The 13,351-nt window shown below is 39.7% G+C and carries 9 protein-coding genes; 7 read left to right on the forward strand and 2 right to left on the reverse strand.

Features of this window, described 5'->3' with window-relative positions; translation table 11 throughout:
• Positions 1-93 precede the first annotated feature (93 nt).
• A complete protein-coding gene (locus SOLCA_RS04790; protein WP_014679318.1) occupies positions 94-996 on the reverse strand; it encodes a LysR family transcriptional regulator in 903 nt (300 codons plus the stop codon).
• Positions 997-1,067: 71 nt separating this feature from the next.
• Between SOLCA_RS04790 and SOLCA_RS04795 the strand changes: the two genes are divergently transcribed.
• The 4 genes from SOLCA_RS04795 (at position 1,068) to SOLCA_RS04810 (ending at position 7,630) form a co-directional block, all read left to right on the forward strand.
• Positions 1,068-2,129, forward strand: coding sequence for a saccharopine dehydrogenase family protein (locus SOLCA_RS04795; RefSeq protein ID WP_157604511.1), 1,062 nt, complete (start codon positions 1,068-1,070; stop codon positions 2,127-2,129).
• 6 nt (positions 2,130-2,135) lie between these two features.
• Positions 2,136-3,041 (forward strand): DUF1338 domain-containing protein, encoded by a 906-nt coding sequence (locus SOLCA_RS04800; protein WP_014679320.1) that lies wholly within the window; start codon positions 2,136-2,138, stop codon positions 3,039-3,041.
• Between the two features lie 11 nt (positions 3,042-3,052).
• On the forward strand, positions 3,053-4,579 hold the full coding sequence (gene amaB, locus SOLCA_RS04805; protein WP_014679321.1) for an L-piperidine-6-carboxylate dehydrogenase: 1,527 nt from the start codon (positions 3,053-3,055) through the stop codon (positions 4,577-4,579).
• Between the two features lie 129 nt (positions 4,580-4,708).
• On the forward strand, positions 4,709-7,630 hold the full coding sequence (locus SOLCA_RS04810; RefSeq protein WP_014679322.1) for an FAD-binding and (Fe-S)-binding domain-containing protein: 2,922 nt from the start codon (positions 4,709-4,711) through the stop codon (positions 7,628-7,630).
• Between the two features lie 335 nt (positions 7,631-7,965).
• On the opposite strand, the gene SOLCA_RS04815 is transcribed toward SOLCA_RS04810, so the two are convergent.
• Positions 7,966-8,559: an RNA polymerase sigma factor gene (locus SOLCA_RS04815; RefSeq protein ID WP_014679323.1), complete on the reverse strand. Its 594-nt coding sequence runs from the start codon at positions 8,557-8,559 to the stop codon at positions 7,966-7,968.
• Positions 8,560-8,726: 167 nt separating this feature from the next.
• Here SOLCA_RS04815 and SOLCA_RS04820 point away from each other — a divergent pair, with 167 nt between their 5' ends.
• The 3 genes from SOLCA_RS04820 (at position 8,727) to SOLCA_RS22135 (ending at position 13,342) form a co-directional block, all read left to right on the forward strand.
• Positions 8,727-9,875 carry a FecR family protein gene (locus SOLCA_RS04820; protein ID WP_014679324.1) on the forward strand — a complete coding sequence of 383 codons (1,149 nt, stop codon included), beginning with the start codon at positions 8,727-8,729 and terminating at the stop codon, positions 9,873-9,875.
• Positions 9,876-10,109: 234 nt separating this feature from the next.
• On the forward strand, positions 10,110-12,245 hold the full coding sequence (locus SOLCA_RS04825; protein WP_052308548.1) for a carboxypeptidase-like regulatory domain-containing protein: 2,136 nt from the start codon (positions 10,110-10,112) through the stop codon (positions 12,243-12,245).
• The gene (locus SOLCA_RS22135; protein ID WP_081479971.1) at positions 12,197-13,342 is read left to right on the forward strand and encodes a TonB-dependent receptor domain-containing protein; all 1,146 of its coding nucleotides are present in this window, start codon (positions 12,197-12,199) and stop codon (positions 13,340-13,342) included. The genes SOLCA_RS04825 and SOLCA_RS22135 overlap by 49 nt, the downstream gene beginning before the upstream one ends.
• Positions 13,343-13,351 lie beyond the last annotated feature (9 nt).

Here is a 13,351-nt window from a genome sequence, read left to right on the forward strand (position 1 = left end):
TTACTGCCGTTGGTTTAGCCAACGGCAGTAAATCCTTTCCTTCCTCTTCTTTCAGTTGCTAATTTCTCAAATTATCATATTCTATAGCTCCTGCTACTTTAGCTTATCATCCAACATTTCCAATAAGTAAGGCAATGCCGGATTGTTATTTCCCTTTTTCCAAACAGCATACAATTCCGTTTGTTGAGGCACATTGGTTAATTCGATAAATTTAATGTTTGGATTACCTCCTGTAGCAAGTGAGGTTGGAATGATCGAGAGTCCCATGCCATTTTCTACCAACCTGAAAATGGTTGGAGCGTGAATTGAACGATGCGCTATTTTGGGAGTAAAGCCCTGATCGGCACAAATGTTAATGATTTGCTGATAGTAAAGGTGGCTCTGATCATTCGGGAAAAGTATAAACGGTTCGTCTTTCAACTGTCCTACATGTTTAAACGTCTCCTTAGTTAAAGGATGACTATTAGGCAAAACCAATGAAAAGGTTTCTTTAAAAACACATTTAATCTGCAATTCAGGGGCAACATAATTAGAACGCATAAAGCCCAGGTCAATCGATTCATTTTGCAATGCAATTATCTGCTCACGGTTATTCAGTTCATCCAATTGAAATTTAATATTCGGACAATCTTTGTGAAATCGTTTTATAAGACCAGGCAGGATAGATTCCATGGCTGATGCAACGAAGCCAATGCCGATCTGCCCTGTATTACCGTCCTTCCATAACTTAAGTCGGGTAACCGCCGCATCAACTTTATTTATCACCTGAACCACATCGCTGTAAAATAAAACACCGGCATCTGTTAATGCCACCCTCTTATTTGTCCTGTCAAATAAGGACGTTTTTAAGATTTGCTCTAATTGTTTGATCTGCTGGCTTAGGGCTGATTGTGAAATAAACAGGATCTCTGATGCTTTCCTATAGTGTAACTCTTCGGCCAATACCTTAAAATAATTAAGATGACGCAGTTCTATTTGATTAGCTATACTTATCATTTATTAATAAATATGAATTGTTGCTAATGGCAAATCTAAAGATATTTGAGTTGTTATACTTAAAAAATACGATGATTAATAAAGTTCTCACCCTTGGTTTAGGGAAAGTAGGTACGTTAGTAGGTTCACTACTCAGCAAGCAGTTTGAGGTAACCGGCATGGATAAACAAGCTCCTCATTATCAGTACGATCTTCCCTTCAATGTTGTTTTGGGCGATGTTGCAGATATTCCTTTTATGGAAAAAACGATAAAAGAATATGATGCAGTTGTTTCGGCCCTTCCTTATTTTCTAAACAAGCCAATTGCAAAGATCGCCCATGATCTGGGAAAGCATTATTTTGATTTAACTGAAGATGTTGAAACCACTGAATATATCATGAGTCTGAGTGAAACCTCAACTGCTGTTCTGGCACCTCAATGCGGACTGGCACCGGGCATTATTGGTATTATCGGGGCACATCTTTCCAAAGACTTTGATAAACTCAGATCGATTGAAATGCGTGTAGGGGCATTGCCGCAATATCCAAACGGGGAGTTGGGGTATTCATTTACATGGTCAGCGGCAGGAGTAGTTAACGAATATATTAATGATGCAGAAGCCATTCATCATGGAAAGCGTAAGAAAGTGACTTCATTACAAGGTAAAGAATTGATCACCATCAACGGATCAACCTATGAAGCTTTTTATACTTCAGGCGGTTTGGGTACCATGTGCGAAACCTATGAAGGCCGGGTAGATAAGCTGGATTATAAGACCATCCGCTATCCCGGACATTGCGACCTGATGAACTTTCTGATCAATGAGCTGCATTTAAAAAATGACAAACAACATCTGGAAGATATGTTAAAGAGTGCCAAGCCACCGGTTAAGGAGGATGTTGTATTAGTATATGCAGTTGCAGAAGGATGGAAAAATAACGAGATGCACAGAAATGAATTCTGTAAGTCGTATACACCCATCGAGATTGATGGAAATGACTGGAGGGCTATTTCATGGACAACTGCAGCCAGTTTAGTGGCCGTGGTAGAAATGGTGGCAGCAGGTAAACTCCCGTCAAAAGGATTTATCAAACAGGAAGAAATTGCTTTTGATGCATTATTGAATACACAAACCGGTAGTTTATTTAATTAATCCGAAATGAAATTTAACAAAGACACAACTTTGGATATTTTTTTAAATATTCTCTTTGAACGCTATCGCGATAAAGTTCCGGCTGTAAATCAAATAACTAATGCTTTAACAGAACGTGGTGTTGTTAATTCACAGCAAGAAATTATCAACGATCATATTGCATTCCGCACTTTAGGTGTACCGCATTTGGGAATCAATTCATTTGAAAAGATTTTTCTATATCATGGTTATCAGAAAAGAGATAATTACTTTTTTGAAGGGAAGAAGCTGAATGCTTATTGGTATGCCCCTCCTTCAGCAGAATATCCAAGAATTTTTATGAGCGAACTGACTGTGGATAAACTTTCGGAAAATGCTCAAAATATTATTAAGAAATATACCCAGCATATTACTGCTGATCCGGTTGACTCACTTGATTTAGACAATGGACAGCAAATTGGTGAGTTTCTTCACCAGTCGTTATGGCAAGTTCCGACAAAAGAAGAATACTTAGCCCTGCTGGAAGAAAACGAATATGCAGCCTGGGTGATTTATAACCGTTATTACCTGAACCATTATACCATCAGTGTTCATGCTTTGAAAGAAGGTTATAATACGCTCGAGGATTTCAACTCGTTTATTGAAAGTTTGGGCATCAGGCTAAATGACGAGGGTGGAAAAATTAAGGTGAGTAAGGATGGTCTTTTGCGCCAAAGCAGTTCTGTGGCCGAAATGCATGAAGCTGTCTTTGCAGGCGGTGAAACCTTAAGCATTGCCAGCAGTTATGTAGAGTTTGCTGAGCGATTAGTATTGCCTGAGTTCAGGCATCTTACCGCGGAAGAGATTATGACCCAACACAGGAGAGAAGGGTTTGAGACCAGCAATGCAGATAAAATTTTTGAAAGTACTTACACCAGTCAAACACAATCTTGATTTTTTACTTCATGGACATTAATAACATATTAACTCAATTAGGGATTACCGAAAATAATCCGGGAACTTCTACCGGAACAGCATGGTTTGGATCAGGCTCGACAATTTGTTCTTCCTCACCAGTGGATGGAAAGCACATTGCATCTGTACAAACTACTTCAACTGAAGAATACGAAAAAGTACTGCAGACAGCTGAACAAGCATTTCAGTTCTGGCGCAATGTACCGGCTCCTAAAAGGGGCGAAGTCGTTCGTCAGCTAGGAGAGGCTTTAAGAGAAAAAAAAGAATGCCTTGGAGCCCTGGTCTCTTATGAAATGGGCAAAAGTCTGCAGGAAGGCTTGGGAGAGGTTCAGGAAATGATTGATATCTGCGACTTTGCCGTGGGATTGTCGCGACAATTATATGGTTTAACCATGCATTCAGAAAGACCGGGCCATCGAATGTATGAACAATGGCATCCGCTTGGTATTGTAGGGATCATCTCTGCCTTTAACTTTCCGGTTGCAGTATGGAGCTGGAATGCGGCTTTAGCATTGATTTGTGGTAATGTATGTCTTTGGAAGCCTTCTTCGAAAACGCCGCTTTGTGCGGTTGCCTGTCAGCATATTATTGCAGAAGTGTTAAAAGCAAATAATTTACCTGAAGGTATTAGTAGCCTTATCTCAGGAAATCCGGTTGGCAACCTGATCAATAACGATAAACGTATTCCACTGGTTTCCTTCACCGGTTCAACACGTATCGGTCGCGAAGTTTCCTCGGTTGTTGCCCGACGCTTTGGGAAAACCATCCTTGAACTGGGCGGCAATAATGCGATCATTATTTCCAAAGAAGCCGACCTTGACATGTCCATTATTGGTGCAGTGTTCGGTGCGGTAGGTACTGCCGGACAGCGTTGTACTTCAACTCGTCGTTTGATTATCCACGAGGATGTGTACGATAATTTTAAAGATAAGCTGGTAAAGGCTTATGCTCAGCTTCGGATTGGCAATCCATTGGATCAGCGCAATCATGTGGGTCCGTTGATTGACACGATGGCTGTTGATATGTATTTAAGCGCCATTGAAAAAGGAAAAACAGAAGGTGCGCGTTTTATTGTGGATGGCAGCGTCTTAAATGGTTCGGAGCATGCATCAGGTTGCTATGTGAAACCATGCATTGCCGAGGTAGAAAATCATTTTGAAATAGTACAGGAAGAAACCTTTGCACCAATCCTGTACCTGATTAAATATAAAACCTTAGATGAGGCTGTTCAATTGCAGAATGCTGTACCGCAAGGACTGTCATCGGCAATTATGACCTTGAATATGCGTGAAGCAGAACAATTCTTATCGGCCAACGGGTCAGATTGTGGCATAGCGAATGTGAACATCGGTACTTCCGGGGCTGAAATTGGTGGCGCTTTTGGTGGGGAGAAAGAAACCGGAGGTGGCAGGGAAAGCGGTTCTGATGCCTGGAAGGCTTATATGCGCAGACAAACTAATACCATCAATTACGGAACAACCCTTCCTTTAGCACAGGGAATAAAGTTTGACTTTTAACATTGCTGGAATAGCTTGTTAGATGCCAAAAATAAAGTAGAAAATTAGTTTTTTTGTACCAACCTTTTTCAGGTTTTGTCTTAGGGAGTCCTGACGACAAAACCTGAAATATTTTTGACTCACTGGTAAATGAAAGAAAGAATCAGACAATTAGCCGGACAATTGGATGGAGAATGCCATACTGATGAAGCGATGCGCATTATATACGCAACAGATGCTTCGGCTTATGCTGAAATGCCATTGGCGGTAACCACTCCCAGGTCTGTTGCAGATATTAAAAAACTGATTGCTTTCGCAACCGAAGAAGGTACTTCACTTATTCCGAGAACTGCCGGAACTTCTCTTGCAGGGCAGGTGGTTGGAAATGGAATTATTGTAGACGTATCTAAACACTTTAATCAAATTCTGGAACTGAATATTGAAGAGCAATGGGTGCGTGTGCAACCCGGAGTGGTAAGAGATGAGTTAAATCAATTCTTAAAACCGTACGGCCTTTTTTTCGGTCCTGAAACTTCTACAGCCAACCGGGCAATGATTGGGGGTATGGTGGGTAACAATTCCTGTGGATCAAATTCGGTAGTTTATGGTAGTACACGCGAACACACGCTGGAAATAAAAGCCATACTCAGTGATGAATCTGAAGTGGAGTTTAAAACATTGAATTTTGACGAGTTTATAGAAAAGTGCTCCGGATCAACTTTGGAGGCCAATATTTATAAATCCATTAGAAGCCAGTTAAGCAATTACGAAAATCAGGCTGAGATTCGGAAAGAGTTTCCGAAGAAAACTGTCGAAAGAAGAAATACAGGCTATGCGATTGATCTTTTACTGGAAACAGCACCTTTTACGATGGGAGCAGAAGATTTCAATTTCTGCAAACTGATTGCAGGCTCTGAAGGAACATTAGCCTTTATCACTGAAATAAAACTGAATCTGGTACCACTTCCTCCTAAAGAATCAGGATTGCTTTGCGTACATTTTCATTCTATTGACGAAGCACTACGGGCAAACCTGATTGCATTGAAGTATAAGCCCAGTGCCAGTGAACTGATCGATCATTATATTTTAGAATGTACTAAAGATAATAGAGAGCAAAAGCAAAACCGGTTTTTTGTTGAAGGTGACCCGGCAGCTATTTTGGTAATTGAATTTGCAAGAAGTACCAGGGAGGAAGTTGTCGCTATTACTGAACTGGTAAAGGCAGAAATGCTGGCAGAAGGATTGGGTTATCATTTCCCTGTATTGTTTGGTAAGGATACCCCTAAAATATGGTCGCTTCGAAAAGCAGGTTTGGGATTATTAAGTAATCTGCCTGGTGATGAAAAGGCGGTTCCGGTCATTGAAGACACTGCCGTTGATGTTAATGATCTGCCGGCATATATCCGTGACTTTAACGATATTCTTAAAAAACATGGATTGTATTCGGTGCATTATGCACATGCCGGGTCAGGTGAAATCCATTTGCGCCCGATCATTAATTTAAAAACCGTTGAAGGTAATCGTCTGTTCAGAGTAATTGCTGAAGAAATAGCCGCACTTGTTAAAAAGTACAATGGCTCATTAAGTGGAGAGCACGGTGATGGAAGATTGCGCGGTGAGTTTATTGAGCAAATGATAGGAAAGAAGAATTACCAATTGCTCAAAGAAGTTAAATATATATGGGATCCACGGAACATTTTTAATCCAGGCAAAATTGTGGATACACCACCAATGGATACTATGCTCAGGTATAAGCCAGGGCAACAGACGCCGGCATTTCAAACCTTTTTCCGCTATTATAACCAGGATGTATTGCAACATGTGGAGCAGTGTAACGGCTCTGGCGACTGTCGCAAGTCGCATCTGGCGGGAGGTACCATGTGTCCCTCGTACATGGCAACCCGCAATGAAAAGGATACCACCAGGGCGAGAGCTAATGTTTTAAGGACATTTCTTACCAATTCTGAACAACTCAACCGATTCGATCATAAGGAAATCAAGGAAGTGATGGATTTATGCTTGAGCTGTAAAGGTTGCAAATCTGAATGTCCATCAAATGTGGATATGGCTAAATTAAAAGCCGAATTTTTGCAGCATTATTATGATGCGAATGGCGTTCCTTTCAGGTCGCGACTAATTGCCAATTTTAGTAAAATAGCAAAATTAGGCGCATTAGTTCCCGCAGCTTACAATTTTTTTATGACTAATAAGGTGGTAAGCAAAGTTGTTAAAAAAGCGACCGGCTTCGCAATAGAACGATCGATGCCAACGCTCTATCATACTACCTTAAGAAGTTGGTTTAATAATCGATCTCATTCTGTTAGTGATCAAAATGCGGACAAGAAAAAGGTTTATTTTTTCTGCGATGAGTTTACCAATTATCAGGATACCGAAATAGGTATTAAAGCGATACTGTTGCTAGAGCGCTTAGGATTTGAGGTGATCATACCTAAACACGAAGAGAGTGGTAGGGCTCAGCTCTCCAAAGGTTTGTTGCGTGATGCCAGAAAAAACGCCCAACAAAATGTTAACCTGTTAAAGAATTTAATAACAGCTGATACACCTTTAGTCGGTGTTGAACCTTCAGCTATTCTCACTTTTCGTGATGAATATGTAGACTTGGTTGATGATGAGCAATTGGCAGACGCTAAAAAATTGGCGGCTAATGCTTATCTAATTGACGAATTCTTGGCTCAGCAAATTAAGAAAGGGAATATTCACAAAGAGCAGTTCACCAAAGAGAGCAAGCAGATTAAACTTCACGGTCATTGTCAGCAAAAGGCATGGTCGGCACTGTCAGCCACTCAGGAATTATTGTCTTTTCCGGAGCATTATCAGGTCGAAACCATCCCTTCGGGTTGTTGTGGTATGGCTGGGTCCTTTGGTTATGAAAAAGAACATTATGAAATTTCAATGCAGATTGGTGAACTGGTTTTATTGCCAACTATCAGAAATCAGCCTGATCATGTAATTATTGCTGCTCCCGGAACAAGTTGCAGGCATCAGATTAAAGACGGAACGGGTCGTAAAGCCTTACACCCGGTTGAAGTGTTGTATGATGCGCTTGTCTGATGGAATTGCTTTTTTGCTTTTTCTCTTAATAGGGTATGCTTAGCTATTGACAGTAGTTAGGAAAGGCAAAATCATACTCATAATTCATATCGCTCTAACAGACCCCTAACCCCTAAAGGAGGATTCATATCGCTTTTATATGCTAAGAGTAAGAACTTTATTTCAACAGTATGTTTCCCCTTTAGGGGTTAGGGTTATTTTTCTCTATGCTCTGTTTTTTTCTAAGCCTTTACTCTTAATAGTGGTGGCTTAGGCTCTGGTTCATGAAGCTCATAAGCGTATATAGATGACTTTATTCATTCAACCTGTTAAAAGGGTAGTAATACTAACGGATATTAATTATTGTTTAACAACCCTATTAAAAGAATTCCTGCAGAACCATATCTGTCGAGTCTGACTTTTAGTATCTTCAGAACATTACTGATTTGCTTCTTTACTGTTTTCTCAGATATACCTAGCTCATCTGCAATTTCTTTATGGCTGAGATGTTTTTTTCGGCTAAGTTCAAATACTTCTTTCATTCGGGGAGGTAATTGATCAATTTCATACTCAAGAGCGGCTTGCAAGTCTTTTTCATTCAGGTCCTCCTGGGTTCTGTTGCTGATTTCAGTAGCATATTTGACAATTGAGCTGTAATACTCATATCTGATCTTATCTTTTTCTATCAAGTTAAAAACCCTGTTTCTTACTCCTGTATATAAATACCCGGCTAAGTTGGCCTCTGGTTTTAAAGTCGATCTATTGTTCCACACAGAAATAAAAAGGTCTTGAATCAAATCTTTAGATTTTTCCTTATCTCTCAAAAGATGGTTTGCCTGATTGAATAATGGGAGAGAATAAAGGGTATAGATATTATTAAAAGCTTCTTCGTCACCTTCGTTTAAACGGCTGACAAGCTGATAATCTGTACAAGTTTTACTCTCTGACATGTTATGACCTTAATTATCGACGGCCTAATGTTAATAATTTTTTTTATTTAACTAAACTACTAATGATTGACTATTACAATAGTCATCATAGTTTATAAAAAAAATACATATAACAATACTCCCTTAGCCTCACTCAGCTGTATTGTTATTATATACGGCATTTTATTATGGATGTTAAACAAGTAGAAGAGATTGTCAATAGATATAACAGAGGTGAAGCATCGGCTGAAGAGGCCAGACTTTTGGAGCTTTGGTATGCACAAGCCTTGAAAACCCCATTGCAAGAGGAGGAAGAAATTGATTATGCAGAACTGAATCAGGAGATGTGGCGCAATATTCAGATGGCAACTAAACGAGATAAAATTCGATGGCTTTGGAAGAAAATTGCAATTGCTGCAACAATTGTCTGTTGTTTGGGTCTGGGTTGGCACTTTTTTAGAAATTCAGATTCTTCTTTAGGTCCGGAGAAGTCCGTTGAAGTGATTAATGCAGGTCAGAACAATGCTACATTGCTACTGACAAATGGAAAACGACTCGTGTTAAGGGATCTGAAAAACGAATCTGAGGTTCGGCTATCCGGAGCATCAATCACCAAAACTGCCGATGGAAAATTGATTTACAAATCAACTGGTCTGAACTCAGCTGAAACAGTGTCAATGAATACATTGATAACAGTTTATGGCGAACAATACCAGATTATTCTTCCTGACGGAACAAAGGTTTGGCTAAATGCTGCGTCTTCACTACACTTTCCATCGTATTTTTCGGGACCGAACCGTGAAGTTGTACTTGAAGGAGAGGCTTATTTCGAAGTACAAAAGGAAAAAGGAAAACCATTTATTGTACGTACGAAAAATCAGGAAATAAAAGTATTGGGTACACATTTTAATGTGAACTGTTATGAAGATGAATTATCAACAACCACTACCTTGTTAGAGGGCAAGGTCAGCATTTCTGCAAAGCTGGGTAGCCGGGAGGGTGGAAAGAGCATTGTTTTAGTTCCCGGTCAACAAAGTAAACTACAAAATGGAGATAATAGAATTGTAGTAGCAGCAACTGATCCCTCAGCTGCAATTGCCTGGAAAGAAGGTTTTTTTCAATTTGAAAACGATGATATAAAGACAGTAATGCGTCAACTCTCACGCTGGTACAATATCAGTGTAGCTTACACCGGAGAAATACCAGATGAAAGATTCAGCGGAAAGGTGTATCGCAACATGAGTCTGGATAAAGCTTTGGAAGTATTGAGTTTCTCTGCAATTCATTTTCAAATTGAGGGACGTAAAATAACTATCAACTATAATCAACCTAAATAGTAACCTAATCCAATTTATTATGACTGAAGAAATACCCTGAGACTTTTATTCTTATTGATAAGAACAACAGCAGTGCGGCAACACTGCTGTATAATCTGTGTGTTCAAACTTGAATGTTGAAACTATTTCCAAGTAAAATTTAAAACCCAGACAAATCAAATGTATGAAATAAAATTTAATAGAGGGGAAACTCATCTATTAGGGATTCTCTTGCCCTTTAAGTTTCTGAAAATAATGAAATTAACTGTTTTGATCATGCTTTGTTCGCTGTTGGTCAGCGCACGTGGCCTGAGCCAGATTACCATTAAACAAAAAAACGCATCCTTTCAAACTATTGTCCGTGAAATTGAGGCACAAACTGATTATGTTTTCTTCTACAAGAATGTATTTAGTGATGTTTCTATTACGGTAGATTTCAAGAATGTGTCAATTGAATATGCTCTGAAGACTTGTTTTGGGAATAAGCCGATTGAGTATAAAATTATTGACAAAACAGTGGTGATTACTGAACCAAAGGCATATAAAGGATCGAAAATAAACTCTTCCTTAATATCGCAGCTTAATGAAGTACGCGGAAAAGTGTCTGATGTGAAGGGAGAACCGTTGCCGGGTGTAAGTGTGAGTATTAAGGGGACTAAGAGGGGAACGGTTACGGATGAAAATGGGAACTATTCATTAAAGCTTCAAAGTGATGACAAAACACTAGTTTTTACCTTCATTGGTATGATGCCCAAAGAAGTAAATATTGGGCAGTCGGAGACAATTAATGTCACTATGGAAGAATCGGCTATTTCTACGAAAGAGGTGGTAGTGACGGGATTCCATACTAAGCGCCAATCTAGTTTTACTGGTTCAGCCATTACTATCACCGGTGAGCAGCTAAAAGCAATTTCGCCAACAAACCTGGTTCAGGCCTTGAGTATGTCAACCCCTGGATTGGCTATGGTGGAGGAGAAGACTGCTGGTTCAAATCCTAATCGCCTTCCTGAAATCCTCGTCAGAGGTGTAACCTCTTTCAGTAATGATAACCAAACAGTTAATCAGCCATTAATTGTTAGAGACGGTACTATTATTAGTATGCAAGATCTGTACGACATGAACATCAATGAGATTGCAACGGTTACCGTACTTAAAGATGCATCTGCAGCTGCACTTTATGGAGCAAGGGCAGCAAATGGAGTAATCATCATTGAACGAAATAAGATTACGGATGGTAAAATGAAAATTAACTATAACGTAACGAGTAGCATACAGTCTCCTGATTTTAGTGATTACAATATTCTTAATTCGGCTGATAAACTGGAATATGAACGATTAGCCGGTTTATATACCGGTACTGAAAATTCTTTACAGTATCAACTGGATTCGCTATACAACATTCGGTTTAAAGAGGTTAGCAGAGGGGTTAATACAGACTGGATGTCTAAACCAGCCAGGATTGGTTACTCATTAGATCAGTCTTTACGTCTTTCTGGGGGAGCGGGCAGTACCCGGTATGAATTAAATGGTCGTTATGGCTCGGTAGAAGGTGTAATGAAAGGTGATTTCAGGAAACGTTACGGATTAGGTTTTGTTTTGGAATATTACATGCCAAATGGATTAACTTTTTCCAATCGGGCAAGCTTCTCACAAGTAAACGCTAAGGCCTCTCCGTATGGAAGTTTCTCTACCTATACAGAAGTTAATCCTTATGACAGAGCTTATGACCAGTTTGGTGAATTAATCAAAACGCTTTCATGGGATCAGGAAAATCCACTTTATGAGGCGCAGCTGGGTTCTTTTAATAAAGATATGACCCAAGCTTTCAGTAATGATTTTGATGCGCGCTGGGCTTTGTCAAATCAATGGAGAGTTACGTCTCACTGGAATCTGACCCTTAACAATGGTAGCACTGAATTGTATAATTCACCGCTTTCGGGCGCTTTTAAAGATGAAATAGATCCGGCTAAAAGAGGGTTGATGTCCATCACTAATAATAAGGGTATTAATTATTCGGGAAACCTGGTGGTATCATATAATAAGTTATTTGGAAATGGAAGCTTAGTATCTGCGAATGTAGGAGCAAATTTGAATCATACAGATCTGAAGGGAGGATCCTTTAGAGGTATGGGCTTTTATTCGGATGCGCTGAGGTCTATCAACTTCGCATCCTCTTACCCAAGCGGAGAGAGACCCGGTGGTTATCAGGATTTGAGTGCTGATGTTGGAGGTTTCCTGAATTTGAACTATATGTATAAAAACCGCTTGACGGTGTTTACCAGGTTTCAGGTTCTTCAAAGTTTGGTGCCAATAACCGATATGGACATTTTTGGTCTACTGGCTTGGGATGGAATCTGCATAATGAAGAAATGTTCAAAAACAAACGGATAGATATTCTTAAACTTCGTGGAGGTATGGGGTATACCGGAAAGGTAAACTTCGCTTCTTATCAGGCTTTAACTACCTATCGCTACAGTAACGATTTGGATTATCTAAATGGAATTGGTGCAGTGCCCATCACTATCGGTAATCCGGATTTAAAGTGGGAGCGAACCATGAACTATAATGTGGGCCTCGATGTGAGTTTATTTAATCGCTGGTTTAATCTTACAGTAGATGTTTACAAGCGCAAAACAACAGACTTACTGATCGACAAAACCATTGCTCCTTCGGCAGGTGTAACTTCCGGAAAAGATAACCTTGGGGAAATGGAGAATAAGGGGATCGAGCTACACATGGATTCTTACCTGATCAGGAATAACAAATTTACCTGGCAGGGGGGATTGAATATTGCTCATAATAGCAATAAAATCCTGAAAATCAGTAGCGCTTTGCAAAGGCAGAATGATATAAATAATGCAGTATTATCTGTTGAGCCGTTGCCTCAGTTTCAGGAAGGTGAATCAACCACAGCACTGAAAGTTGTGCCTTCTGCAGGTATCGATCCTGCTACCGGAAAAGAGGTCTTTATTAAATTAAATGGCGATAGAACATTTGTATATGATCCGAATGATAAAATCGTAGTAGGTGATTTATTGCCAAAGGCATCAGGTACTTTTTATACAATTGCCAGTTATAAGAGAATTACAGCAGGCGCTTATTTCAACTTTAGCTTTGGTCAGTACATTTACAATACCACGCGCGCAACCAAGGTAGAAGGCTCTGATCCAAGGTTTAATGCAGATTATAGGGTCTTTAATGATCGCTGGAAAACCCCGGGTGATATAGTGCTTTATAGAAACATTGCTGACCAGTCTGTTCCTTATCAAACTTCACGTTTCGTTGAAAAAGAAAATACTGTTACACTTTCGAGGTTGAATATTTCCTATGAGTTGGACAGAAACTTTGTTAAAAGATTGGGCATGAGCAAAGTATCGCTTGGCCTAAGTGTTAACGACCTGTTCAGGGCCTCTACCGTAAGAATTGAGCGGGGAACATCCTACCTGTACAGCCGCGGAATGGATCTTAATCTTAATGTAATGTTTTAACCATTCACC

Origin of the sequence: Solitalea canadensis DSM 3403 (assembly GCF_000242635.2) — a bacterium.
Taxonomy (GTDB): domain Bacteria; phylum Bacteroidota; class Bacteroidia; order Sphingobacteriales; family Sphingobacteriaceae; genus Solitalea; species Solitalea canadensis.

What these genes read in the sequence shown, in the direction of transcription:
- SOLCA_RS04790 (WP_014679318.1), bottom strand. Translation starts at nt 996, where the DNA reads ATGATAAGTATAGCTAATCAAATAGAACTGCGTCATCTTAATTATTTT.
- SOLCA_RS04795 (WP_157604511.1), top strand. Translation starts at nt 1,068, where the DNA reads ATGATTAATAAAGTTCTCACCCTTGGTTTAGGGAAAGTAGGTACGTTA.
- SOLCA_RS04800 (WP_014679320.1), top strand. Translation starts at nt 2,136, where the DNA reads ATGAAATTTAACAAAGACACAACTTTGGATATTTTTTTAAATATTCTC.
- amaB (WP_014679321.1), top strand. Translation starts at nt 3,053, where the DNA reads ATGGACATTAATAACATATTAACTCAATTAGGGATTACCGAAAATAAT.
- SOLCA_RS04810 (WP_014679322.1), top strand. Translation starts at nt 4,709, where the DNA reads ATGAAAGAAAGAATCAGACAATTAGCCGGACAATTGGATGGAGAATGC.
- SOLCA_RS04815 (WP_014679323.1), bottom strand. Translation starts at nt 8,559, where the DNA reads ATGTCAGAGAGTAAAACTTGTACAGATTATCAGCTTGTCAGCCGTTTA.
- SOLCA_RS04820 (WP_014679324.1), top strand. Translation starts at nt 8,727, where the DNA reads ATGGATGTTAAACAAGTAGAAGAGATTGTCAATAGATATAACAGAGGT.
- SOLCA_RS04825 (WP_052308548.1), top strand. Translation starts at nt 10,110, where the DNA reads ATGAAATTAACTGTTTTGATCATGCTTTGTTCGCTGTTGGTCAGCGCA.